Source organism: Rhodococcus tibetensis (assembly GCF_024438035.1).
Lineage (GTDB): Bacteria > Actinomycetota > Actinomycetes > Mycobacteriales > Mycobacteriaceae > Rhodococcus_F > Rhodococcus_F tibetensis.
In genome coordinates this window covers 186,432-210,013 of sequence record NZ_JANFQF010000007.1, presented here as the reverse complement: position 1 = coordinate 210,013, position 23,582 = coordinate 186,432, and the positions used below count along the sequence as shown (strand labels likewise).

Here is a 23,582-nt window from a genome sequence, read left to right as displayed (position 1 = left end):
AACCCTTACCCGGCAGAATAGTTCGTACCGGACGGGCGCAGGAGGAATTCTCCGGCAAGTTGGATGGCTTCGTGTTTGGTGTACCCGGGGTGGTCCGCGACGATGCAGTGGCGGTCGATCGCAAGTCCGAACAGGAGGGTGCTGCGTGCCTCGATCTCGTCGGGGTCGGTGACGAAGGTGCCGAACATCTTTCGCAGGAAGTCTATCCGCTCGTTGTCGATGGCGTGCAGGCGCGTCGCGACGGACCGGTCGTGGTGGGCCCAGGCCCGGATCGCGAGATCGATCCGTTGAAAGTCCTCCGAGTAGGTCAGTTGCCCCACGCGCCGGATTCTGTCGGCGGGGGTGCCGCCTTCGGCATCGGCCTGGGCGATAACGGCGGACTACGAGCTGCAGATGACCGTTCTCGTCAAGCCCAACGGATGGTTCGGGCGGCTCTACATGACCGCCATCGCGCCTTTCCGGTACCTCATCGTGTACCCCGCCCTGACCCGGCAATGGGCGCGAGCGTGGCGCGACCGCCACCAAGCGGTGGCGAGGTAGGGCGGCGTTTCGGCCTTAGCGGCTCACCGCGGTTTCCCGCTCGACGCGCGACAGCTTCTCCGGGTTGCGCACGATGTAGAGCCCGGTGATCATGCCGTCGTCCATTCGCACCGCCACGACGTCGTCGATTTCCCCGTCGAGCCGGACGATCAGCGCGGGGGAGCCATTCATCTGCACCGGCTCGACCGACACCTTGCCGTCGATCCGGGGCAGGCCGGCCGCCAGCAGGCGACCCACCTTGTCGGCTCCCACGATGGGCCGCAGCACAGCCTGCTTGACTCCGCCACCGTCACCCAGGAGGACGACGTCCGGTGCGAGCAGGTCGAGCAGGCCCTGCAGATCGCCTGTTTCGAGCGCCCGTTGGAAGGCCTCGAGTGCGCCTCGGGACTCGGCCGGGGATACGACGCCGCGCGGCCTGCGCGCCGCGACATGCGCCCGCGCCCGGTGCGCGATCTGACGGACGGCGTCCGGGCTCTTGCCGACGGCGTCCGCGATCTCGCCGTACTCCAGAGCGAACACCTCGCGCAGCACGAACACGGCCCGCTCGGTCGGCGCGAGCGTCTCCAGCACCAGCAGCATCGCCATCGAGACGCTGTCGGCCAACTCGACGTCCTCGGCCACATCGGGCGCGGTCAGCAGCGGCTCGGGCAACCACGGGCCGACGTAGGACTCCTTGCGCCGGCTGAGTGTGCGCAGCCGGACGAGCGCCTGGCGGGTGGTGATCCGGACCAGGTACGCACGCTGATTGCGCACCGTGTCGAGATCGACGCCCGCCCACCGCAGCCAGGTCTCCTGGAGGATGTCTTCCGCGTCGGCGGCCGACCCGAGCATCTCGTAGGCGACGGTGAACAGCAGGTTGCGGTGGGCGACGAACGCGTCGGTGGCGGGATCCGAACGGTCGTCCTGGCTCCCGCCGCGATCGTCGGGCGTGGTCTGCGACGTGCCGGTCATGGTTGGCTCCTCTTCACTTTCGACTGTGTCACACACCAGACACCGGGCCCCACCGTTTTGTGACACCCGGACCGCAACCGACCGGTGTTGCCCGCTGCCGAATTACGTAACTTCGAGGCATCGGCGTGTGCGGTTGTCACAAGGACCGGGTCCCCGGCATCTCATGTTCGTACAGACCAGCACACCACCACGAGTGAGGACGAAGTCATGGACGCCCGATTCAACCTGTTCGACAACGAGATCGCCATGAAGTTCGGTAAGAGGTTCGCAAACGCCGCCCTGGTGATCGACCAATCGCCGCTGCCGAAGGCCACTCAGCACCTGGTCGAGATCCGGGCCAGCCAGATCAACGGCTGCGGCTTCTGCACCGACATGCACACCAAGGACGCCACGGCAGCCGGCGAGACCCCGGTCCGGCTCAACCTGGTCGCGGCCTGGCGCGAGGCCACCGTGTTCACCGAGGCCGAGCGGGCCGCGCTGGCGCTCGCCGAGGAAGGCACCCGGCTCGCCGACGCCCACCACGGCGTGTCCGACGAGGCCTGGGCCCAGGTGCGCAAACACTACGACGACGACCAGATCGCCGCGCTGGTCTCCCTGGTCGCCCTGATCAACGCCGCCAACCGGATCAACGTGATCGTGCGCAACCCGGCAGGGTCCTACGAACCCGGCATGTTCGCCAGTATGACGAGCTGACCGGCAGACGAGGGTCGGGTGAAGGATCGCCGACCGGTCGGCGATCCTTCACCGCGGCCGAACCCAACTGTTGCTGTTTCTGGTGGGAGGCGACACACATCCGAGTACGTTCGTGGCATGGGTGACGAGGCAATCGACCCCGAAGCGGCGTATGAAGCCCTTTCCGCCGGCGCGCGCCTCGCTCTGCTGCGAAACCCCGAAGGCATAATGCCGCCGCAGTTCATCGGGCAGGTGATGACCGTGTGCGGAAACTCGTGCGTCGCAGGTATCAGTGGTGGAGCTGATTCAGTACCCCAGATGGCGGTCTTGCAGGGACCGCTCTCGCGATATCTCTCCCAATGCAGGTGTGCTCTCGACGCATGGTGGAACTCTTTGACTCCGCCACTCCGGGCGGACATCAGGTGTCGCGAAGCGATACCCGATGCGCTGACCCTGCAACTGCCCGAACACTCTCCCTGGGCTGCGAAGTACACGCCATGTTCCCACCTGTTGGTGCACGACTATCTGGAATTGCAAGCGACGGGACGCGAACTGATGTAGCTCTGGGGTGGGCAGTTCCCGTGCCTGGGCGCCGGGCGGCGTCAGGAACTCGTGAGGATGACGAGTTGCCGGGTTGCCCGGGTCATGGCGACATTCGGGAACCGGTCGAACGGTTGAACGCCGTAACCGACGTCAGCTGCCGAACGGGGAGGCGCTGTTGGAGTACCGCCCGAAGTCGCCCTGCGCTCCGCTGTAGACGTTGAGGTCGACGTTGCCGTTGACACCGGGGATGCGCCCTGTGCTGGTGTACTGCCAGAAGGTCCAGTTGTTCCACCCGCCCGGAAGGCGGCCGGGGGCGTTCTGCCCGTTGTAATCGGCGATCCACAGGGGATACCCGGAGAATTCGTGGGTGTCGGCCATCGCCGTGCGCCAGAAGTTGGGGTACGTGTAGATGATCGGCTGACGCCCGGTGAGCGTCCGCACAGTGTTCAGGTAGCGGTGCGTCCAGTCGATCAGCGCGGCGGGCGGCAATCCGCCGGAATGTTCGATGTCGAGTACCGGAGGCATGTCGCCGGGGCCGTTGATGCCCAACACCACAGTCGAGTAGAAGGCGGCCTGCGCTTCCGGCGACTGTGTCGGGTCGGCGTAGTGATAGGCGCCGCGGGATACTCCCGCCGCCCGCATGGCCAGGCAGTCCTGCACGAAGAACGGATTGACGTAGTTCAGGCTTTCGGTGGCCTTCACCATCGCGAAGTCGTGACCGGAGTTACGGACGGCGAACCAGTCGATCGGCGAACCGCCCGGATGTTGCCAGGATGCCACGTCGGGCCCCCGGACGGGTTCGGCGGCGGCGATCCCAGGCACCGCCGCTGCGACAGCCCCAGCGATGAGTAGTGGTGCGATTGTGGACAGCTTTCGGACGTTCTCCCCGATATCCATGCGCCCGAGGTTAACGCTTCGCGCCCGTCAGTACTCGTTAACCACGGAGTGTTGACAAGTACTCAGTGCTGGGTCAGCCCAACCAGTCCAGCACCGCGGCGGCGGTCCACGACTGCTGCATGCTGCCCAGCGGTTGACCGGTGAACGGTTCGTAGTACTCGGCGAAACTGCCGTCACTGGCCTGTCGTAAGCCCTCGGATCGGAGCATGTGCGAGCGTTCCGCCCACCCCCGCCGCGCGAAGGCCCACGAGAACAGCCAGGTCATCACCGGCCACACCGGGCCACGCCAGTACTCGCGGGACCGGAAGTCGCGCGAGACCGGGGATGTCGATGGCGGTACCGCGTATCGGAGGTCGGGGTGCCCGCAGAATTTGGGTCCCTCGAAGGTGCGGAGCAGGGCTCGCTCGGCGTCGCGGCTCAAACCTCCGCACAGCAGTGGCGAGAACATGGCGAGGGTTTCGGTGGAAATCCACTTTCCGCTCCGCAGATCGAAGTCCCTGGCGGCGCCGGATCGTTCGTCGGTGGTGGTGAGCACACCCTGACGGAACCGTCCTGCCCACCCGTGCAATTCCCGCACATCGGAATTCGGCATCGAGTGCTCTTCACCGATAGTGGCGAGGACTTCGCATGCCATCGAGAAGACCGCGCTGACGAACACGTCCTCCACGGCGAAGCTCATCGCGGTGGCCAGTTCGTCGTCGTCGTAGCGGACGCTCTTCATCTCCTCGAGCAGCCACAGGTAGCGGTCGTACTCACCGTTGGACGGTCGCTGCGACGTATCCGTGACGACGGTCAGGTCTTCGCGCAAGTACTTCGGTATCGTGCCGGCCACCACGTTGGCGTACGCGAGATCCCAGCGCGGCGAATTGTCCATGCCTGATTCCCAGCCGTGGAAAAGGGCGATCCGGCCGTTGCCGTCGAGGTCGCGGGCGTGGGCCAGCCAGCGGTGCCAGCGAACGAGGTCGGGCCAGCGGCGGTCGAGGAATTCCTCGGCCACAGCCCGGGTGGTGCGCCCGTGCCGGCGCGAGTGGTCGAGGATGCGCTGCACGGCGATGGCATGGACCGGTGGTTGCGTGATGCCGGAGGTCTGCGGCCCGTTGGGGGCGTGCGCGGCGAGTGTCGCGGTCTGCCACCTGGCCGGACCGGGGAAGTAGCCGTCCACACCGTTCGCGAACACGATGTGCGGGATCATCCCGTTCTTCCATTGTGCCGACAGCAGGGTGTCGAGTTCGACGACGGCTCGTTCGACGCTCAGCGGCGCCAACCCGACGGCGACGAACGCCGCGTCCCAGCTCCACATGTGCGGGTACAGGCGCGGTGCCGCACTGGTCATCGTGCCCAGGTCGTTGCCGCGAAGCAGGTACGCAGCACGCGCTGCGAGCTGTGTCGGGGTGAATCCGGGGTCCGCCATCGCACCATTGTGCTGCGGGTTCCCTCAGATTGCGCGCCGTCGGGCTAGGAAGCCGGCGACACCGGTTCGCTGGTTTCGAGTTTCGAGTGCGTCCGGGAGTAGAAGAAGTACACGACGAGGCCGAGGATCAGCCAGAGTCCGAATCGCAGCCAGGTCTCCCATGGCAGGGAGAGGATGAGCCAGCCGGAGAACACCACACCGATGATGGGCACGACCGGCATGAACGGCAGCCGGAAGGCGCGGGGCACCTCGGGTCGGGTACGCCGCAGGACGGCCACGGCGACGCAGACCACGATGAATGCCGACAGGATGCCGGTGTTGGTCAGCTCGGCCACGGTGTTGATGGGCAGAAAGCCCGCCATCAGTGCGGAGCCGACGCCGACGATCCAGGTGACCCGCGTGGGCACCTTCCGCACGGGATGGGTTTTGGCGAACCATTCGGGCAGCAGGCCGTCCCGGCCCATGGCGAACCACACCCGCGTCACGCCGAGCATGAAGGTGAGCACGACGGTGATGATGCCGACGATCGCGCCGACGGCGATGATGTTCGCGACCCCGGGCATCCCGACGGATTCGAACGCGGTGGAGAAGCCGCTGTCGGGGCTGATCTCGGTGTACTTCTGCATTCCGGTGAGCACCAGAGTTGCGGGCACATAGAGGACCATGGCGATGCCGAGGGAGTACAGGATCGCCTTGGGCAGATGCTTCTTTGCTTCCTTCGACTCCTCGGCAGCGGTGCTCATCGCGTCGTAACCGAAGACGGCGAAGAACACCGTTGCCGCTCCGGTCATCACCGCGGCGGTGCCGAACGGGAAGTACGGGGTGTAGTTCGCGCTGTCGATGTGGAACACGCCGAGCACGATGATCAGCACGACGAGCGCCACCTTGATTCCGACCGCGACCGTTTCGAATCGCCCGACACTTCTGATGCCGCGGGAGAGCACCCAGGCCGTGCCGAGGCAGAACACCGCCGCGAAGACGTCGAAGACGTGACCGTCGCCGGTACCGAGCGCACCCATCATCCAGTCGGGCAGGGAAATGCCGATCTGTTCGAGCAGGAACCTGAAGTACCCGGACACGCCGATCGCGACAACCGCGGCGACCGCCACGTATTCGAGGAGCTGGTCCCAGCCGATGAACCAGCCGACGATCTCACCGAGCGCGACGTAACCGTAGGTGTAGGCGGAGCCGGCCTTGGGGATCATGCCCGCGAATTCGGCGTAACAAAGCGCGGCGGCGGCGCTGGCGACGCCGGCGATCAGGAAGGAGATCAGGACCGCGGGCCCGGTGACCGAGTGTGCGACGGATCCGGCGAGGGAGAGCACCCCGGCGCCGATGATGCCACCCACCCCGATCGCGGTGAGCTGCCACAAACCGAGCGACTTGGCCAGCTGCTCGTCGACAGGTGTTTCCTCCTCGATCTCTTCGAGCGGTTTGCGGCGCAGCAGTTGAGTTCGCAACGTGACGAGTGACATCGCCGGTTCCTTTCCCGGTGAGGCGAGATGCGGGTGAGGGCAAACTCGATACCTTCGGCGACCGGTGTGTGACGGAAAACGTCGAACCCGACCGTCGCTGGTCCTTGTCAAAATACCGTAGGGGGGTATGGTAGTCAGAAGTAGTCGAACACCGAGAGCCCCGAGAAAGGCACACCCGTGAGCACTTCGACCGTGACCGTCACCGGCATGACCTGCAACCACTGCGTCGCTTCGGTGAGCGAAGAAATCGGCGCCATCCCCGGCGTCACCTCCGTGGACGTCGACCTCACCACCGGCAAGGTCGTCATCGACAGCACCACCGACCTCGATCCGCGCGCCGTCTCCGACGCCGTCGAAGAGGCTGGATATTCCGTCGGCGGCTGAGCCACCGCCCAACTCTCTGCAGGAGCAACAACCATGAACGCCACCGGTAAGTTCGTCGGCTTCACCCTCGGTCTCGTCGCCGTCTTCGCTGCCGCGACGGGAGTGGGAGCGTTGGTCGGACCGGACATCGACGAACCCGCAGCCCACGCCGCGGGCGACAGCCACGGTTCCGGGGGACACGACGCCGGGGGACACCCGGCGGCCGCCGACGCGGCGCCGAAGGGACTGCAGTCCACGCAGGACGGCTACACCCTGGAACTGGCGTCGCCCGTCGCCACCACCGGCGCCGAAGTCCCTCTGCGGTTCCGCATCCTCGACCACACGGGAACTCCCGTGACACGGTATGTCGACCAGCACGAGAAGCAACTGCACCTCATCGCGGTGCGCCGAGATCTGACCGGGTACCAGCACGTTCACCCCACTCTCGACGAGTCGGGGACGTGGAGCGTCCCGCTCGATCTGGCCGGGGCGGGTGACTACCGGGTGTTCGCCGACTTCATGCCTGCGGGCGGGGACGCGCTGACCCTCGGTACCGACCTTCGGGTCGCAGGCACCTACGATCCGCAGCCCCTGCCTCCGACGCAGCCGTCCACCACAGTGGACGGTTACACCGTCACGCTCGCCGGCGCTCTCGAACCCGGGCAGACATCCACGCTGACCCTCACGGTCAGTCGTGACGGATCACCGGTCACCGACCTGCAGCCCTACCTCGGCGCCTACGGGCACCTGGTCGCGCTCCGCACCACCGACCTCGGATACCTGCACGTGCATCCCGAGGGACATCCGGGGGACGGCGCAACGCCCGCGGGACCCGGCATCGACTTCACGGTCACAGCGCCCGGTTCCGGCGAGTACCGCTTGTTTCTGGACTTCCAGCACGCCGGGATAGTCCACACCGCCGAATTCACGGTTTCCGCCCCTCCCCAGGAGAAGTGATGACCCGCACCACCGACGTCCCCGCGCCCTCGGGATCCCAGATCGAATTGTCGATCGGCGGAATGACGTGCGCGTCGTGCGCCAACCGCATCGAGCGCAAGCTCAACAAGCTCGACGGGGTGAGTGCCACCGTCAACTACGCCACGGAGAAGGCGCGAGTGCACTACTCGGCCGACGTGTCCCCCGACGAACTGGTGAGCACCGTGGAACAGGCCGGGTACACGGCGCGGTTGCCCGAGACCGCACGACCCGTCGTGCAGGAGGACGATCCCGCGGCGAGCCTGCGACAACGACTTCTCGTCTCGACCGTGCTGACCGTTCCGGTCATTGCACTGGCGATGGTCCCGGCCCTGCAGTTCACCAACTGGCAGTGGCTCTCGCTCACCCTCGCGGCGCCGGTCGTGGTGTGGGGAGCGTGGCCCTTCCACAAAGCCGCCTGGACCAACCTCCGGCACGGCGCCGCGACCATGGACACCCTGGTGTCGATGGGCACTCTCGCCGCGTTCGGCTGGTCTCTGTACGCCTTGTTCTGGGGAACGGCCGGAATGCCGGGCATGACACACCCCTTCGAACTGACGATCGCGCGCGTCGACGGCAGCGGCAACATCTATCTCGAAGCCGCAGCCGGAGTCACCACCTTCATTCTCGCCGGCCGCTACTTCGAAGCCCGGGCCAAACGGCGGGCAGGCGCGGCGCTGCGAGCTCTACTGGAGATGGGCGCCAAAGAAGTATCGGTGCTGCGCAACGGAGTCGAGCAGCTGATCAGCATCGAGCAACTTGCCGTGGGCGACCGCTTCGTGGTCCGTCCCGGTGAGAAGATCGCCACCGACGGCGTCGTCGTCGAAGGGTCGTCCGCGGTAGACGCGTCGATGCTGACCGGGGAGTCGGTGCCCGTGGAAGTGGCACCCGACTCCGAAGTCGCCGGCGCCACCGTGAACGTCGGGGGCCGAATAGTGGTCGAGGCCAGCCGGATCGGCTCCGACACGCAACTGGCACAGATGGCGGAGATGGTCGAGGACGCGCAGACCGGCAAAGCACAGGTGCAGCGGCTGGCCGACCGGATCTCGGGAATTTTCGTGCCGATCGTGATCGCACTGTCGGTGGCGACGCTGGGGTTCTGGATCGGCACCGGCGGTTCTGTGGCCGCCGCCTTCACGGCCGCGGTCGCCGTCCTGATCATCGCGTGCCCGTGCGCCCTCGGCCTCGCGACTCCGACCGCTCTGATGGTGGGCACAGGGCGCGGCGCGCAGCTGGGAATCCTGATCAAGGGCCCGGAAGTGCTGGAATCGACCCGCCGCGTCGACACCGTGGTGCTCGACAAGACCGGCACCGTCACCACCGGCACGATGTCGCTGCACGACGTGGTCACAGCCGGAAACACGGACGAAGACACGGTCCTACGGTTCGCGGGAGCCTTGGAGGACGCGTCCGAGCATCCCATCGCCCGTGCCGTCGCACGCGCCGCGCGGGACCGGCTCGGCACGCTGCCGGAGGTCGAGCAGTTCGCCAACATCGAAGGCCTCGGCGTGCAGGGTGTCATCGACGGACATGCGGTGGTCATCGGACGACCGACGTTGCTCCGCGATTGGTCACTGCACCTTCCCGAAGCGCTCCGCGAGGTGGTGGAGGCGGCGGAGGCGAAGGGCCGGACCGCAGTGGGGATCGGCTGGGACGGCGAGGCCCGCGGCGTGCTCGTGGTCGCCGATTCGGTGAAACCGACTTCCCGCGAGGCGGTGTCACAGTTCCGCAGTCTGGGCCTGACCCCGATCATGCTGACCGGTGACAACCAATCGGCCGCGCAGGCCATCGCCGCTCAGGTCGGCATCGACCAGGTAATCGCGGAGGTCCTTCCCCAGGACAAACTCGAGGTGGTGAAACGCCTGCAGGCCGAAGGGAAGGTGGTGGCGATGGTCGGTGACGGTGTCAACGACGCCGCCGCCCTCACACAAGCCGACCTGGGCCTGGCCATGGGAACCGGAACCGACGTCGCGATCGAGGCGAGCGACCTCACGCTGGTGCGCGGTGATCTGCGGGCCGCAGCCGACGCGATCCGACTGTCGCGCAGAACATTGAGCACAATCAAGGGAAACCTGTTCTGGGCCTTCGCCTACAACGTCGCCGCGCTCCCGCTGGCCGCGGCCGGTCTGCTCAACCCGATGCTGGCCGGTGCCGCGATGGCGTTCTCCTCGGTGTTCGTCGTCAGTAACAGCTTGCGACTGCGCCGGTTCCAACCACTCACCTCCGACCCGAAAGAGCGATGACCGTGGCTTCAGAAGCAGACACCCGGCACGACGAGCATTCCGGACACGGCTACATCAGCGGGAAAGACGAATACCTCGAGCGGTTACGCAGGATCGAGGGGCAGGCCCGCGGCCTTCAGCGGATGGTCGAGGACGAGAAGTACTGCATCGACATCCTCACCCAGGTCTCCGCGATGACCAAGGCACTGCAAGCCGTGGCACTCGGTCTACTCGATGACCACATCAGCCACTGCGTCGTCGACGCCGCCGTCGCAGGCGGACCGGAGGCAGCCGCCAAGATCAAGGAAGCCACCGACGCCATCGCACGCCTGGTGCGTTCCTGACCCACGATATGAGCACAGCTTCCGAGGGAGCAGACATGTCTCACGATCACCAGCAGGAAGTACACGGTGGCCACCGAACCCACCAGGAACACGGCGACCGGCATGCCGGACACGGGGCGCACGGCGAAATGTTCCGGGAGAAGTTCTGGATCACCCTTCTGCTGTCGGTGCCGGTGGTGGCGTTCAGCCACATGTTCGCCGACCTCCTCGGCTACACGGTTCCGGACTTCCCGGGAGCGTCTTGGATTCCCCCGGGCCTCGGCACCGCAATCTTCGTCTACGGCGGCGCCCCGTTTCTCACCGGCGGCGTGGCCGAACTGAAGTCGCGTCGGCCCGGCATGATGCTGTTGATCAGCATGGCCATCACCGTGGCGTTTCTCGCATCCTGGGTGACGACCCTGGGAGTGGGCGGGTTCAATCTCGACTTCTGGTGGGAGCTCGCACTTCTCATCGTCATCATGTTGCTCGGCCATTGGCTGGAGATGCGGGCTCTCGGCTCGGCCTCCGGCGCCCTCGATGCACTTGCGGCGCTCCTACCGGACATCGCGGACAAGGTGACCGACGACGGAATCACCGAAGTGCCCATTTCCGATTTGTCGTCGGGTGACCTCGTATTGGTGCGCGCCGGCGCCCGTATTCCCGCCGACGGCACCGTGGCGGATGGACAGGCCGAAGTCGACGAGTCGATGATCACCGGCGAATCTGCACCGGTTCTCCGCACCACAGGCGACAGGGTCGTGGCCGGCACCGTCGCAACGGACAGCGCCCTGCGCGTTCATGTCGACGCAGTGGGGGCGGACACCGCACTCGCCGGGATCCAGCGACTCGTCGCCGACGCCCAGGCCTCGTCGTCCCGCGCCCAGGCCCTCGCGGACCGCGCCGCGGCCTTCCTCTTCTACTTCGCCACTGTCGCCGGAGTTCTCACCTTCTCGGTGTGGTCGCTCCTCGGGAACGTCGACGAAGCGGTCGTGCGTACCGTGACCGTTCTGGTGATTGCCTGCCCGCACGCGCTCGGTCTGGCCATCCCACTCGTCATCGCCATCTCTACCGAACGCGCCGCGAAGGCCGGTGTGCTGGTGAAGGACCGCCTGGCGCTCGAGCGCATGCGCAATGTGGACGTGGTGCTGTTCGACAAGACCGGCACGCTGACCCAGGCCAGGCACGCAGTCACCGGAGTCGTCGCCGTCGCAGGTACCACGGAGCACGAACTGCTCGCCCTGGCAGCAGCTGTCGAGGCAGACAGCGAGCATCCCGTGGCCCGCGCCATCGTCGCCGAGGCCGCCGCCAGGGTACCCGCGGACCGGCATCGCGCCGCGTCACAATTCCGGTCGGACCCTGGTCGGGGCGTCCGCGCGGTCGTCGACGATCATCCAGTCGCGGTGGGTGGTCCGGCAATGCTCGCCGGACTCGGAATCGCTGTACCCGAACCAATTACGCGCATCACCGCGGGATGGATCGATCGGGGCGCGTCGGTTCTCCACGTCGTCCGCGACGGGTCGGTTCTGGGAGCGCTGTCACTCGAGGACGCCGTCCGACCGGAGTCGCGGCAGGCCGTCGACGCACTCCATGCCCGCGGCGTGAAGGTCGCGATGATCACCGGTGACGCCCGGCAGGTTGCCGCCGCCGTGGCCGCCGACTTGGGTATCGACGAAACCCTCGCGGACGTACTGCCCGAGAACAAGGACGCCGAAGTTGCTGCACTGCAACAGCGGGGGCATCGGGTGGCGATGGTCGGGGACGGTGTCAACGACGCACCGGCGCTGGCCCGGGCGGATGTGGGTGTCGCGATCGGAGCGGGAACGGATGTCGCCATCGAATCCGCCGGCGTCGTCCTGGCCGCCGACGACCCCCGTGCAGTACTTTCGATCATCGACCTCTCCCGCGCCAGCTACCGCAAGATGTGGCAGAACCTGGTGTGGGCCACCGGATACAACATCATCGCCGTCCCACTGGCCGCGGGTGTACTCGCCTTCGCGGGTGTGGCGATCTCGCCGGCGGTGGCCGCCATCCTGATGTCCGTGTCCACCGTCGTCGTCGCGCTCAACGCTCAACTATTGCGGCAACTGAACCTCGATCCACGAACGCTGGGACGGAACTGACCGGGTGTGGTCAGCCCACGAGTAGGACACCGACCAGCGCGATCGAGGCCACCCACACCGTCGATACGGCAGCGAGCACCAGTGGGCGGACACCGACCTTCTTGATCGTGGCCACGTGCACTCCCGCCCCGAGCGCGAACATTGCCGCCGTCAGCAGCGCGGTCTGCACTACCTTCGCCTCGACCAGCAGGCTCGCGGGCAGCAGTCCGGTCGACCGCAGTCCCGCGCAGGTGATGAAAGCGAGCACGAACAGGGGGACGAGGGGCGGGCGCTTCACGTCCATGTCCGGATCGGCCGTCAATCGACGCTGGCGCACGCTGAGGACGGCCATCACGGGCGCCAGCATCAGGACCGACCCGTGCCAGCAGTGGGACCGTGGGAATCATCGGTGTGCCGAAGACAACCACGACGGCGACGGCGGTGAGTACTTCTTCCTCCTCAGCGCTCACCACCCCGTCGACGGCCGCGACGGCCGCGGCACCGCAGATCGAGAACCCGCACGCGATGAGTAGGCGCTGCGTCCACGACAGTCCGAGGAGCTTACCGGCGAACATCGTTCCGAGAATTCCGAAGCCGACAATTGCGACGACCACCACGATCACACCCCACCCGAGCCCGAGGATGTCGCTGAACATCAGATATGTCTTGCGCAGAGGTCATATACTGGATGCATCCCCCGCAGATGGCCCGACTTCGCCGTTCTCGAGCTGCTCGTCGGCGTCGACGACCACGGAAGTCTCGGCGCCGCCAGCAGACTCGCGGGAATGGCCCAGCCGAACGCGAGCCGCGCCGTCAAACAACTCGAGCGGCAGTTCGGTATGACCCTGCTGCAGCGCAGCCCCACGGGGTCCACGCTGACGCCTCAGGGCACGGTGATCGCGCACTGGGCTCGCCGGGTTCTCTCCGATACACGCCGACTGCTCGATGTCGCGGACGGTTTGCGCGCCGAACGCACCGCCGAATTGACGGTCGCGGCCAGCATGACGGTGGCAGAGCATCTGATGCCGGCGTGGCTGGGGCGGTTCCGCAGCCTGCACCCCGACGTCACCATCCATCTGCAGGTGCACAATTCGACACAGGTGTTCGAGCGGATCGCCGGCCGGACGTGTGACGTCGGGTTCGTCGAATCCCCCTCGGTGCCGCGGCCCCTGAAAAGCCTCACGGTTGCGCGGGACCGGTTGGTCGTCGTCGTTCATCCCACGCATCCATGGGCGCACAGGCGAAAGACACTGTCCGTAGCCGAGTTGGCCATGACGCCGCTTCTGGCCCGTGAACCGGGCTCGGGTACGCGCACCACCCTCGATGTGGCGTTACAGGAGTACGACAGGGCGGCACCGCTCCTGGAACTCGGTAGCGCCGCCGCCATTCGCACCAGCGTGCTGGCCGGGGTCGGCCCCGCGGTGATGAGCACTCTCGCCGTGGCGGAGCAGGTGGAGGCCGGTGAGCTGAAGGTGATCGACGTCGAGGGTCTCGACCTCGACCGCGTACTGCGCGCAGCGTGGCGGGGGCCTCGTCAACTCGACGGTCCCGCGGGGGAACTGGTCCGGCTGGTTCGCCGCGTCGGTATCGATCGCTGAGCGCCTCCGTCTATCCGACGGCGAAGGTCACCGCGCCTGCGGCGATGACCAGCACGGTGACGGCCGAGCGGAACACGCCCGGCGACAGAAGGACCGAGGCAACAGTCGCGCCCGCATGAGGAGCAGCACCGGGGTTGGGCCGTGGAGAGAAGTGGTGGTTCCGAAGCGGTCTTTCGCTCCGCGTCTAGTGTCGTGGGTCGGTTGCTCGGATGAGGCTGGCGCAGCAGGCGGATACCAATCGTGTGGTGGCGGGGCTGCCACCGTGACCGCAGGACGGACAGACCATCGTTACTGTCCGTGCAATCTCGTCCACAGTCACGATCAGCGGCACGGCGCATCGACGGCACCACCTGTGCCGCGTAATGGCGTTGACGTGTGCCGGTGAGGCGACGCATTGGTGGATCCACCGTCGGTGCAGTGGACACGTCGTTCGGTCATCGGGGGACAAGCGTTGCGCGTCTTCCGCAGCGTCTTCCCGGGCCAGTTGTTCCTGCACCGCCGTCGCCGCGGACCGTTTCATCCTTGGTGAGCGGCGGTCCGGGGCGGGCCGGATAGCGCAGGGGGTTGTCATGGGGTCACCTCGACGAGATCGAACTGGGAGTGCAATTGCGCCCAGGTCGCACGGCGCCGGCCGTCGCAGGTGCTGTAACCGCTGCCGGACTCCGGGACCCAGGTCCGCATCAGATCGTCACGTACGGCGGGACGATCGGCGGGTTCGCGGGTGTGGGCAAGCGCAGCGACCAACCACACCCGGGAGGTGCTGCGTGGGCATTTCGGGTAGGTCTCCGCGCTAGGCGGGTTCATCTTCATGGGTGGTCCTCCACATCGCCGCGTTCGCGTCTCGGGTCTCGGAAACGGTTGCCCCTCACTGATTGCTGTTCCGTGCGGGGCTTGCTTTCTGACCTCATGATCCGCCGGCTGGGGCGCGCTGCCTGTCTCATTTCCTGACACGTCCCCCGAAGGGCCTCGTGTCACCCTGGCCGATCGCAGACGGAGACGGTCGGACGACGACCACTTGCGGTCGATGCCGTCCTCGTGCCGAGCGCATTGTGGCGGGGCGCATAGCGGGAGGGCGTCAGATGTCGATTCCGAATTCCTTGATCTTGCGGTAGATGGTGGCCCGCGAAATGCCGAGAGCTGTTGCCGCTGCCTTCTTGTTGCCGTGATTCTCTTCGAGACTGCGCACGATGGCGTCGCGCTCGAGGGCTTCGATCTGGGTCAGGGTGTGACGGCTCAGGGACCGGCACATCGGGGGTAGCTGATCGACCTCGATGACACCGGAGCGCTGACGCTGGACCACCTCATGCAGAACCTGCCGGAGTTCGGTGACGTTTCCGGGCCAGCTGTACTTGCAGAGTTGACGCATCGCTGCCGGCGAGAGAGACAACTCTGCGCCGCGACCGAGCTGTCGCAGCAGATGCGGTACCAGACTGTGCAGATCGTCGATGCGATGACGCAGCGCGGGCATGGTGACGGTATGGCTGAAGTGGGGAAGGATCAGCGTGTCGAGGTCGGTGTTGTGATCGGTTCCGCCGATGGTCGCGCCGATCCATCCGGCGTGTTCGCGTCCTTGAACGAGGTCGGCGACAGTCCGCAGGTGCGACTCACCGAGGAGGTCGATGTCGCGCAGGATGACGCTGAATCGGTCTTGTCCGAGTTCCTGTTCGAGTGCCGGCAGGCCGGCGCTGTCGCCCGCGAGTTCGGCCACCGTGAAGATCCGTGTGCGGGTGGGAATGTGTTCGATGGCAACAGCTTTGAGAGCTGATGCTCGGCCGCTTCCGGCTTCGCCGGAGACGGTGACCCACTGTTGTTCGCGTGCGCAGCGAGCGATCTGCTGGCAACTGCGGCGCCAGGACGCGCTGGTGCCGGTGATTCCGGGCAAGACGCGGATGCTCTCCAGAGCAGGGGATCCCGATGTGGGGATCTCCAGCAGATGTACGTAGAACAAGGCCATCTGCCGTCGGGCCCCGAGCCCGAAGTCCTCGACCGAGGACAGCCGGGCCGTCTGCCCGCTGGGCAGGGCGACGATGTGTCGTTGGGTGGCCGGAGCGCCGCTCAGGTCCACGGCGTGCTCGAGCAACGCGCCCTGATCCTGGGCATCCAGTGCCACGCGTAGTTTTCGGTTGACGAGAACGACGTCGTCGCCGAGCGCCAACACCCCCGTTTGGGGTGACCGTCGACAGGCCTTCAGATAGGCGTTGAGTAACGCGGTCTGGTCCGCACTGGCCTGTGCCAGGAGGCGGCCTTCGATCTGAGCCGTCGCGGATTTGGCGAGGGTGGTCAACAGCGGGCCACCGTCCTCTACCCAGCCGGTGAGATCGAGCGCGCCGACGAGGGCGCCGGACATCGGATGGGTGATCGGGACACCGGCGCACGCCAGTTGCCCGAGACAGTCGGCGTAGTGCTCGGCGCCGGTCACCAGGGTGGGCTTGCGGGTTTCGAGAGTGGTGCCGATGCCGTTGGTCCCGGCGAATTCTTCCGAGTAGCTGTAACCGGGTATCAGTTGGACGTCGTCGAGTGTGCGATTGAGTCGTCGGCTGGCGGTGATCCTGGTCAAGATCACTCCGTCAGCCGAGGTGAGGATGACGCTCACCGGTTCGTCGACCAGTCCGTCCGCGAGTTGCCGCAGGACGGGTTCGGCTGCCGCCACGAGAGGGCAGTCCAGATTCGGCTCTCGTACGAATGGGAGGTCGAGTTGGTCGGGGCGCACCTTGAGCGACTTCGATCGCTGCCACGAGTACGAGATGGGCTGGCGAACGGAGCTGTCGAGGCCGTCGTCGGCGAGGAACAGCTCTCGCGCCTTCTGTAGATCCTTGCTGGTCATGCTGTATTTACGCCCCGATTCTCCACCTCTCACGTAGTTGAGGGTACGTCGTCTCGATGTGAGACGGGTCTCAATATGAGACGGGGTGGTGGAGGACCGGGATCAGCGCGGGGGCGGGAAACGGCGTCCGGCCAGGACCTGCAGGCGCTCGAAGTACTGCGCCTCGGTCCACCCGAACGTGACGAAGATGTCTTCGGCGCTGCCGCCGCCGAACACTGCCCACCGGTTGCCGAACTCCAGGACGAGGTCGTCGTCCCGCTTCGATCGGACGTGTGGTTTCGTGGGTGTCATATCGCACGTCCCGGATTGAGAATTCCGGTGGGGTCGAAGGCGGCCTTGATTCCTGCCATCAGGGACGTTTCCACCGAGCCGAGCATGGGTTCGAGGTAGGGGCGTTTGAGGTCGCCGACGCCGTGCTCGCCCGTGATGGAACCGCCCAGCGCCAAGCATCGCGTCACCATCTCGTCGAAGGCCTGGTGTGCCCGTTCGGTGGCGTCGGGATCTGCGGGGTCGAACACTATGGTGGGATGCAGGTTGCCGTCGGCGGCGTGCCCGAAAGTGCCGATGAGCAAGTGGTGGCGGTCGGCGATACGGGCAATCGCGTCGAGCATGTGGGGCAGCCGGGGCACCGGCACGGCCACATCGTCGAGCAGTGTGCTGCCGCGGCGTTCGAGGGCGGTCAGCGCGACACGGCGGGCCTGCATGAGGGCGTCACCTTCGGCGGGGTCGGTGCTCGAGTACAACTCGGTGGCCCCGGAGGCACGACACGCGTCCGCGCTGCGCTGCGCCTCCGCGGCGGCCGCGTCACCGTCGCATTGGATCAGCAGCAGCGCGCCGGCCGTCTCGTCGAGGCCCATGTGGGTCATGTCGTTGACCGCTGCGATCGTCGTGCGGTCCATGAGTTCGACCAGGCTCGGGTCGGCCACCGCCTGAATCGCCATCACCGCATCGACCGCCCGAACAGGATCGGAGAAGGCCGCTACGACGGTCGCCGTGTGCGTCGGTGTTCGGCGCAGCCGCATGGTCGCCTCGACGATGACGGCCAGGGTGCCCTCGGAACCGACCAGCAGTTGAGTCAGGTTCAATCCGGCGACATTCTTGCGGGTGGCGGCGCCGGTGTGGATGATCCGGCCGTCAGCGAGCACCGCCTTGATCCGGGCGACGTGGTCACCGGTGACCCCGTATTTCGCGCAACACGCCCCGCCTGCGTTGGTTGCGAGATTCCCCCCGATCGTGGAAACGGCGCGACTACCGGGGTCGGGGACGTACCACAGGCCGCGCTCCGCCGCGGCGGCCGCGAGATCACCGTTGATCACTCCCGGCTCGACCGTGGCGATGCGGGACTGTTCGTCGATCGCAAGAATGCGGTTGAGTTTCTCGGTACTGAGCACGATACAGCCGTCGATCGCGTTGGCCCCGCCGGCCAGGCCGGTGCCCGCTCCCCTCGTCACGACCGGAATACCGTATTGATGAGCGGTTTTCAGCGCCGTCACGACGTGCTCGGTGGATCGGGCGCGGACCACCGCAAGCGGGCGGCCGGAGGGCGAGAGCAACGACTGGTCTCGGGTGTAGGCGATCATGGTGGCGCTGTCGGTCACCACGGCATCACCCAGTCCCGCAACCAGATCCGCGACGGGACCGGTCGACACCACGGTCATGCATTGTCCTTCCACACTGATGGGTTCTCGTCAGGTTGTGCACCACGCCGGGTTACCGGCTGATCTCCAGCTCGCCCATCCGGGCCCAGTCGTCGCCGGGCAGTTCGATGTGGATGATGCGCGGTGTCTCGCTCAGTGCCGGGCGCATCGCGTCCAGCCCTTTGCGAAAGTGGTCGGCGCTCACGTGGTCGGAGCCGGCCTGCCCGTCCCGGAACGCCTCGATCAGCACGAATTCAGCGGGATCGTCTGCGCTGCGATGCCATTCGAACCAGAGATTGCCCGGCTCGGACCGGGTCGCGTCGGTGAACTCCTTGGTGACGAGCAACCAATCGTTCCGGTACTTGTCGAGGACCTTGAACTTGACCACGATGAAAATCATCGATAACTCACCTTCTTTCGGACGAATGCCTCACCGCTGGAACGGGGAAAGGGGGTCACCGCCCCCAGGGCAGTCGAGGCGGTGACCCATTGGTCCGCTCTAGTAGATGTTCGACGGGCGGACCATGCCTTCGGCGAGATCGCCGAAGCCGGGCGCCATGATGGCACCAGGATTGCCTATAACCTCCTCCACGACAGCGGTTTCGGTGGTGATCAGCAGTGCCGCGATCGAGGCCGCACTCTCGAGTGCGGCGCGGGTGACCTTGAACGGATCGATCACCCCGTCGTCGAACATGTCCCCGTATTCGCCTGAGAGCGCGTTGAATCCGTGCCCGAGCGGCAAACCGGCGACCACTTCGACCACCTCGTGGCCGTCGAACCCGGCGTTTATTGCGATCCAGCGCAGCGGTTCGGGGAGGGCGCGGCGCACGACGTCGCACCCGATGGCCTCGTCGCCGGCCAGGTCGAGATCGGCCAATGCCCGGTGCGACTGCGCCAGCGCGGTGCCACCGCCGGAGACGATTCCCGCCTCTACCGCGGCGCGGGTGGCAGCCAGGGCGTCGTCGACGCGAAGCATCCGTTCCTTGAGTTCGACACTGGTCGCACCGCCGACGCGGATGACAGCAACCCGACCGGTGAGCCGGGCGATGCGCAGTTCGAGGCTTTCCTGGTCCGCCTCGATCTTGGCGCGTTCGAGCTGGGCCTCGAGCTGGGCGATGCGGGCTTCGAGGAGGCGCTGGTCCCCGTGTCCGCCCACAATCGTGGTCTCGTTCTCGGTCACGGTGATGCGGTCACACGAACCGAGATGTTCGACGCTGATTTCGGACAGTTCGATGCCGGTGTCCTTGGCGATCACGTGCCCACCCAGCGCCACAGCGAGGTCTTCGAGTTCGGCGACGCGGCGGTGACCGAAACCGGGAGCCCGCACGACCACCGACTGCATCGTCTTGTGCATGTTTCCGCCGACGAGCAATTGTAGGGCCGGACCGTCGACGTCCTCGGCCAACACCACCAGCGGCCGGTCGGCGCGCTTGGCCACCTCGATGCTCGGCATGATGTCTTGGACCTGGGTGATCTTCTTGTTGGTCAGCAAGATCAACGGATTGGTGTGCACCGCTTCCATCCGCTCCGGGTCGGTGACCATGTAGCCCGAGATGTAGCCGTGGTCGAACTCGATACCGTCGACGATGTTGACCGACAGCCCGAGGGTGTCGCTCTCCTCGGTGGTGACGACCCCGGACTTACCGACGTAGTCGACGGCCGTCGAGATGGCGTGACCGATCACTTCGTCGTCGCTGGCGGCGAGGGTCGCGATCCGCTGTAGATCGCTCTGCCCCGCGATCTGGGATGCCTGCTCGCGGAGGGAGTCGACGACCACGGACACGGCCCGCTCGATGCCACGTCGCACCCGCATGGGGTTGGCGCCGGCGTCGACGGACCGCAGTCCCTCGCGGACCATCGCCTGGGCGAGCACAGTCGCGGTGGTGGTGCCGTCGCCGACTACACCGTTCGTCTTCATCGCCACTTCCTTGACCAGCTGGGCACCCATGTTGGCAAAGGGTTCGCGGAGCTGGATCTCGCGCGCGATGGTCACGCCGTCATTGGTGATCGTCGGTGGCCCGGTGAGCTTTTCGAGCACCGCGTTACGCCCCTTGGGGCCGAGGGTCACCTTGACCGCGTCGGCGAGAGCGTTGACGCCCTGCTCGAGACGCGCTCGGGCGTCCGTGTTGTACCGCAGCTCTTTGGCCATGGCTGATGTTCCTTTCGTGCTTACTCGGGCGGAGGATGCGGATTGCTACGGGACGAGAATCGCCCGGCCGCGCACCCGCCCGGCATCGAGATCGTCGAGTGCTTGCTGGAAGTCCTCGAGCCGGTACCGGGTGGTGTGCAGAGTGACCTTGCCCTGGGCGGCAAGGGTCATGAGCTCCTGCAGATCGTTGTAGGAGCCGACGAGGTTTCCGATGAAGTTGATCTCGGTGGAGATCACGTCGATGGTTGGTACGTCGATGTTCTCGCCGTAGCCGACGACGTAGTAGTTCCCGGCGCGGCGCAGCATCGCGATCCCTTCCCGGGTCGCGCCGCCCTCGCCGACAAAGTCGACGACGGCTTCGGCGCCGTGCCCGCCGGTCAGGTCGAGCACCTGCTGAATGTGGGTGCCGTCGGCGACGATGCCGTGGTCTGCGCCGATCTTCACGGCGAGTTCGACGGCCGCGGGGTTGCGGTCGAGCACGACCACGGTGACACCGGAGATGGCCTTCAGGACCTGGATCCCGATGTGGCCGAGTCCGCCGGCCCCGATCACCACGCACACGTCTCCGGGCCGGGTAGTCTTGGCGACCTTGGCGACGGCGTGGTACGCAGTCAGGCCTGCGTCGGCGAGGGCGGCGACGTCGGCCGGTTCGAGCGAGTCGTCGATCCGGACCACGCTACGGGCGGTGGTGTGCAGATATTCGGCGTACCCGCCGTTGACGTCGATGCCGGGGAACTTGCTGTTCTGGCAGTGGACGTCGTCACCGAAACGGCACGCCCGGCACAACCCGCACGTGATGAGCGGGTGCAGGATCACCTTGTCGCCGACCGTCACATTGCTGACGGCGTCGCCAACGGCGTGCACCCAGCCGGCGTTCTCGTGGCCGATCGTGTACGGCAGCGCGACACCGGTCTTCTCCTCCCACTGACCTTCGAGGACGTGCAGGTCGGTGCGGCACACGCCGGCTCCGCCGATGCGCACAATGACATCGAGGGGGCCCTCGATCGTGGGTTCGGGAATGTCGGTGAGCTGCAGCTTGGTGTGGTATCCCACCACTTGCACGGCCTTCATCGCGGGCTCCTGGTTCTGAGGTTGGTGATTCGCGGTGTGACGCCGACGGATTCGTTGTCGGCGTAACGGGTAGCCAGCAGGCCGCGGCAGAAGTGGGCGTTGCCTTCCATCGAGATGCGCACCGACTTGGCGAAGCGAAGCCGCATGGGCACCGACTCCGCGGGTATGCGTTTGCCGTCGTCGTCGACGAACACCGGGCTGACCGGGCAGATGCTCAACCCGATGCGGATTCGGCGTCGCAGCAACGCGGCCTTCGCTTTTCCGGGAGCGAGGTCGCTGAGAACGAGTCGGTAAATCTCGTTCACACCCATGTCGGTGGTCTTCAGGTGCGCCTCGACGCACCGCTCCATCGCCGCGGCGTGCGACTTGGACAGAAAAGTTCGGCGCAGTTCGTGCAGACTCTCCTCCGCCTCGGAGCCGAACGTCCCGACGTATCCGGCGTCGGCCGCGAGGCCGGCGTTGATCTTGTCGCTGTCGTGGTGGTCGTCGAGCAGCACCCGTACCTCGCCGATGTCCTCGATCAGATGCAGGGCGTCGAGGGCGTCGGAGGCCATGAGGTAGGCGAAGTTCGGCGAGCAGAACGCGGTGGGCAGCCGGAGATGAACGGTGACCCCGTCGTCGTCGAGGGTGACCGACCGGACGAACCCGAGATCGGTGATCGGCTCGTCCAGCTCCGGATCCGTGACCGTCGACAGGGCCATCAGCACGTCCTGTTCGGTGCAGGCAACGGCGGCGGTCATGACGACACGGTCTCCTGGGCCCCGGCAGCGACCTCCACACCTTCCTGCCCGGCCGGCTCGGCCAGTCGCAGGTCCGCGGGAACGTCGATGTCGTACAGCGCTGCCGCGTTGAGACCGAGGATCTTCTGCTTCTGCGGGGCGGTGATCGGGGCGTACTCGCCCTGCATGTCCTCGGGGATCTGGAAGTCGACGAACTTCTCGATCAGCCACTTCGGGGTCCACAGCGCATAGTCGCTGCCGAACAGGATCTTGTCCTCGCCGATCCAGTAGAGCAGCTCGCCGATGATCTGGGCGAAGTAGCGGGGCCGGGTGTGGATGAACGGAAGGGCAACCGCCAGGCCGCCGTACACGTTCGACTCCTGGGTGGCAATCCAGCAGAAGTCCTCGAGCCGCGGCAGGCCCACGTGCTCGACGACGAAACGCAGGTCCAGGTAGTCGGTGGCGACCTTGTCGACGTCCGAGACGTCGAAGGCGTCGCGGTCGAGGGGGCGGATCGTCGGACCCTTGTGGACGTGAATGTTCTTGATCCCCAACTCGATGCACTCTTCGAGGTAGCGCCGGGACCAGGGATCATCGAGTTTGTAGCCGCGGGAGTCGCCGTGCCATTCGGCGGTGTAGAGCTTGACGCCCTGCAGGTTCATCCGGTCGGCATCGCGGCGGAGCTGCTCGAGCCCGGCCTCCTCGTGGCGGGGATCGTAGGCGTGGTTGTAGGTCAGTTTGCCGGGGTGCTTGGCGACCAGGGCGAGTGCCTCGTCGGTGCGCCCGAATCCGTTGTGGTAGAAGTCGCTGAGCAAGGTGGCCTGGAAGATCGCGTGGTCGACGTATCCCTCCACGAAGATGTCACGCTCGAAGCGTTCGCTGCCGTAGTACGTGTAGGTGTCGTAGTCCCACACGACCTCTTCGGGGCTGAGGTTCTTGTGATAGTCGTAGAAGCAGTCGATGAACTGCTTGCCGTGCACGTTCTTCTGGTTCGACTCGCGGGCGTCCCAGACGTGTACGTGGCCGTCCACGATGAAATACTTCTGACCGTCCTTCTGATACATCGGGTCCTCGCTTGGTCCTGGTTTTCGGGTGGGCTGGGGGTGTCCGGGG

General features: G+C 66.2%; 22 protein-coding genes and 1 pseudogene. 8 read left to right on the top strand and 15 right to left on the bottom strand.

Annotation, left to right across the window (positions count from 1 at the left end; genetic code table 11):
- Positions 1-5: 5 nt before the first annotated feature.
- The gene (locus tag NOF53_RS10815; RefSeq protein ID WP_255968063.1) at positions 6-320 is read right to left on the bottom strand and encodes a hypothetical protein; all 315 of its coding nucleotides are present in this window, start codon (positions 318-320) and stop codon (positions 6-8) included.
- Between the two features lie 73 nt (positions 321-393).
- On the opposite strand from NOF53_RS10815, the gene NOF53_RS10810 reads away from it, so the two are divergent.
- On the top strand, positions 394-540 hold the full coding sequence (locus tag NOF53_RS10810; RefSeq protein ID WP_445263532.1) for a DUF2867 domain-containing protein: 147 nt from the start codon (positions 394-396) through the stop codon (positions 538-540).
- Between the two features lie 15 nt (positions 541-555).
- Here the strand turns inward: NOF53_RS10810 and NOF53_RS10805 are convergent, their stop codons facing one another.
- Complete coding sequence (locus NOF53_RS10805) at positions 556-1,491, bottom strand: RNA polymerase sigma-70 factor (protein ID WP_255968061.1); 936 nt, start codon at positions 1,489-1,491, stop codon at positions 556-558.
- Between the two features lie 207 nt (positions 1,492-1,698).
- On the opposite strand from NOF53_RS10805, the gene NOF53_RS10800 reads away from it, so the two are divergent.
- Positions 1,699-2,184 carry a carboxymuconolactone decarboxylase family protein gene (locus NOF53_RS10800; RefSeq protein ID WP_255968059.1) on the top strand — a complete coding sequence of 162 codons (486 nt, stop codon included), beginning with the start codon at positions 1,699-1,701 and terminating at the stop codon, positions 2,182-2,184.
- Positions 2,185-2,856: 672 nt separating this feature from the next.
- Here the strand turns inward: NOF53_RS10800 and NOF53_RS10795 are convergent.
- From NOF53_RS10795 to NOF53_RS10785, 3 genes are all read right to left on the bottom strand, one after another.
- A complete protein-coding gene (locus tag NOF53_RS10795) occupies positions 2,857-3,603 on the bottom strand; it encodes a glycoside hydrolase family 25 protein (RefSeq protein ID WP_255968057.1) in 747 nt (248 codons plus the stop codon).
- A gap of 73 nt (positions 3,604-3,676) precedes the next feature.
- Positions 3,677-5,014 (bottom strand): glucosylglycerate hydrolase, encoded by a 1,338-nt coding sequence (ggh, locus tag NOF53_RS10790; protein WP_255968055.1) that lies wholly within the window; start codon positions 5,012-5,014, stop codon positions 3,677-3,679.
- 44 nt (positions 5,015-5,058) lie between these two features.
- Positions 5,059-6,489, bottom strand: a complete 1,431-nt coding sequence (locus NOF53_RS10785) for an amino acid permease (protein ID WP_255968053.1) — start codon at positions 6,487-6,489, stop codon at positions 5,059-5,061.
- A gap of 177 nt (positions 6,490-6,666) precedes the next feature.
- Here NOF53_RS10785 and NOF53_RS10780 point away from each other — a divergent pair, with 177 nt between their 5' ends.
- Genes NOF53_RS10780 through NOF53_RS10760 form a run of 5 tightly spaced genes read left to right on the top strand, consistent with a single transcriptional unit; the run spans position 6,667 to position 12,492 of the window.
- Positions 6,667-6,873: a heavy-metal-associated domain-containing protein gene (locus tag NOF53_RS10780; protein ID WP_255968051.1), complete on the top strand. Its 207-nt coding sequence runs from the start codon at positions 6,667-6,669 to the stop codon at positions 6,871-6,873.
- 33 nt (positions 6,874-6,906) lie between these two features.
- Entirely contained in the window at positions 6,907-7,809 is a 903-nt protein-coding gene (locus NOF53_RS10775) for a DUF8832 domain-containing protein (protein WP_255968049.1), read from the top strand.
- Positions 7,809-10,070: a heavy metal translocating P-type ATPase gene (locus NOF53_RS10770; protein ID WP_255968047.1), complete on the top strand. Its 2,262-nt coding sequence runs from the start codon at positions 7,809-7,811 to the stop codon at positions 10,068-10,070. The genes NOF53_RS10775 and NOF53_RS10770 overlap by 1 nt, the downstream gene beginning before the upstream one ends.
- Positions 10,067-10,393: a metal-sensitive transcriptional regulator gene (locus NOF53_RS10765; protein WP_374212596.1), complete on the top strand. Its 327-nt coding sequence runs from the start codon at positions 10,067-10,069 to the stop codon at positions 10,391-10,393. Before NOF53_RS10770 ends, NOF53_RS10765 begins: the two co-directional genes overlap by 4 nt.
- Positions 10,394-10,428: 35 nt before the next feature.
- Positions 10,429-12,492, top strand: a complete 2,064-nt coding sequence (locus NOF53_RS10760; RefSeq protein WP_255968045.1) for a heavy metal translocating P-type ATPase — start codon at positions 10,429-10,431, stop codon at positions 12,490-12,492.
- Between the two features lie 10 nt (positions 12,493-12,502).
- On the opposite strand, the pseudogene NOF53_RS10755 reads toward NOF53_RS10760, so the two are convergent.
- Positions 12,503-13,130: pseudogene (locus NOF53_RS10755) on the bottom strand (putative sulfate exporter family transporter); the annotation flags it as partial.
- A gap of 33 nt (positions 13,131-13,163) precedes the next feature.
- On the opposite strand from NOF53_RS10755, the gene NOF53_RS10750 reads away from it, so the two are divergent.
- Positions 13,164-14,069, top strand: a complete 906-nt coding sequence (locus tag NOF53_RS10750) for a LysR family transcriptional regulator (protein ID WP_255968164.1) — start codon at positions 13,164-13,166, stop codon at positions 14,067-14,069.
- Positions 14,070-14,636: 567 nt separating this feature from the next.
- Here the strand turns inward: NOF53_RS10750 and NOF53_RS10745 are convergent.
- The 9 genes from NOF53_RS10745 to NOF53_RS10705 all read right to left on the bottom strand — a co-directional run bounded on the left by NOF53_RS10745 (position 14,637) and on the right by NOF53_RS10705 (position 23,533).
- Positions 14,637-14,879, bottom strand: a complete 243-nt coding sequence (locus tag NOF53_RS10745) for a hypothetical protein (RefSeq protein ID WP_255968043.1) — start codon at positions 14,877-14,879, stop codon at positions 14,637-14,639.
- Between the two features lie 265 nt (positions 14,880-15,144).
- The gene (locus NOF53_RS10740) at positions 15,145-16,893 is read right to left on the bottom strand and encodes a sigma-54-dependent Fis family transcriptional regulator (protein ID WP_255968162.1); all 1,749 of its coding nucleotides are present in this window, start codon (positions 16,891-16,893) and stop codon (positions 15,145-15,147) included.
- A 102-nt stretch (positions 16,894-16,995) separates the two neighbouring features.
- A complete protein-coding gene (locus tag NOF53_RS10735; RefSeq protein ID WP_255968041.1) occupies positions 16,996-17,184 on the bottom strand; it encodes a hypothetical protein in 189 nt (62 codons plus the stop codon).
- Positions 17,181-18,551: an FAD-binding oxidoreductase gene (locus NOF53_RS10730; protein WP_255968038.1), complete on the bottom strand. Its 1,371-nt coding sequence runs from the start codon at positions 18,549-18,551 to the stop codon at positions 17,181-17,183. Before NOF53_RS10730 ends, NOF53_RS10735 begins: the two co-directional genes overlap by 4 nt.
- 52 nt (positions 18,552-18,603) lie before the next feature.
- Positions 18,604-18,930 (bottom strand): putative quinol monooxygenase, encoded by a 327-nt coding sequence (locus NOF53_RS10725; RefSeq protein WP_255968036.1) that lies wholly within the window; start codon positions 18,928-18,930, stop codon positions 18,604-18,606.
- A 99-nt stretch (positions 18,931-19,029) separates the two neighbouring features.
- Positions 19,030-20,679, bottom strand: coding sequence for a chaperonin GroEL (gene groL, locus NOF53_RS10720; protein ID WP_255968034.1), 1,650 nt, complete (start codon positions 20,677-20,679; stop codon positions 19,030-19,032).
- Between the two features lie 45 nt (positions 20,680-20,724).
- Entirely contained in the window at positions 20,725-21,750 is a 1,026-nt protein-coding gene (locus tag NOF53_RS10715) for an NAD(P)-dependent alcohol dehydrogenase (protein ID WP_255968032.1), read from the bottom strand.
- Positions 21,747-22,490 (bottom strand): iron-sulfur cluster assembly protein, encoded by a 744-nt coding sequence (locus tag NOF53_RS10710; protein ID WP_255968030.1) that lies wholly within the window; start codon positions 22,488-22,490, stop codon positions 21,747-21,749. The genes NOF53_RS10715 and NOF53_RS10710 overlap by 4 nt, the downstream gene beginning before the upstream one ends.
- Positions 22,487-23,533, bottom strand: coding sequence for an amidohydrolase family protein (locus NOF53_RS10705; protein WP_255968028.1), 1,047 nt, complete (start codon positions 23,531-23,533; stop codon positions 22,487-22,489). The genes NOF53_RS10710 and NOF53_RS10705 overlap by 4 nt, the downstream gene beginning before the upstream one ends.
- Between the last annotated feature and the right edge of the window lie 49 nt (positions 23,534-23,582).

Coding starts and splice junctions, on each gene's coding strand:
- NOF53_RS10810 (WP_445263532.1), top strand. CDS start 394: ATGACCGTTCTCGTCAAGCCCAACGGATGGTTCGGGCGGCTCTACATG.
- NOF53_RS10805 (WP_255968061.1), bottom strand. CDS start 1,491: ATGACCGGCACGTCGCAGACCACGCCCGACGATCGCGGCGGGAGCCAG.
- NOF53_RS10800 (WP_255968059.1), top strand. CDS start 1,699: ATGGACGCCCGATTCAACCTGTTCGACAACGAGATCGCCATGAAGTTC.
- NOF53_RS10795 (WP_255968057.1), bottom strand. CDS start 3,603: ATGGATATCGGGGAGAACGTCCGAAAGCTGTCCACAATCGCACCACTA.
- ggh (WP_255968055.1), bottom strand. CDS start 5,014: ATGGCGGACCCCGGATTCACCCCGACACAGCTCGCAGCGCGTGCTGCG.
- NOF53_RS10785 (WP_255968053.1), bottom strand. CDS start 6,489: ATGTCACTCGTCACGTTGCGAACTCAACTGCTGCGCCGCAAACCGCTC.
- NOF53_RS10775 (WP_255968049.1), top strand. CDS start 6,907: ATGAACGCCACCGGTAAGTTCGTCGGCTTCACCCTCGGTCTCGTCGCC.
- NOF53_RS10770 (WP_255968047.1), top strand. CDS start 7,809: ATGACCCGCACCACCGACGTCCCCGCGCCCTCGGGATCCCAGATCGAA.
- NOF53_RS10765 (WP_374212596.1), top strand. CDS start 10,067: ATGACCGTGGCTTCAGAAGCAGACACCCGGCACGACGAGCATTCCGGA.
- NOF53_RS10760 (WP_255968045.1), top strand. CDS start 10,429: ATGTCTCACGATCACCAGCAGGAAGTACACGGTGGCCACCGAACCCAC.
- NOF53_RS10745 (WP_255968043.1), bottom strand. CDS start 14,879: ATGAAGATGAACCCGCCTAGCGCGGAGACCTACCCGAAATGCCCACGC.
- NOF53_RS10740 (WP_255968162.1), bottom strand. CDS start 16,893: ATGACCAGCAAGGATCTACAGAAGGCGCGAGAGCTGTTCCTCGCCGAC.
- NOF53_RS10735 (WP_255968041.1), bottom strand. CDS start 17,184: ATGACACCCACGAAACCACACGTCCGATCGAAGCGGGACGACGACCTC.
- NOF53_RS10730 (WP_255968038.1), bottom strand. CDS start 18,551: ATGACCGTGGTGTCGACCGGTCCCGTCGCGGATCTGGTTGCGGGACTG.
- NOF53_RS10725 (WP_255968036.1), bottom strand. CDS start 18,930: ATGATTTTCATCGTGGTCAAGTTCAAGGTCCTCGACAAGTACCGGAAC.
- groL (WP_255968034.1), bottom strand. CDS start 20,679: ATGGCCAAAGAGCTGCGGTACAACACGGACGCCCGAGCGCGTCTCGAG.
- NOF53_RS10715 (WP_255968032.1), bottom strand. CDS start 21,750: ATGAAGGCCGTGCAAGTGGTGGGATACCACACCAAGCTGCAGCTCACC.
- NOF53_RS10710 (WP_255968030.1), bottom strand. CDS start 22,490: ATGACCGCCGCCGTTGCCTGCACCGAACAGGACGTGCTGATGGCCCTG.
- NOF53_RS10705 (WP_255968028.1), bottom strand. CDS start 23,533: ATGTATCAGAAGGACGGTCAGAAGTATTTCATCGTGGACGGCCACGTA.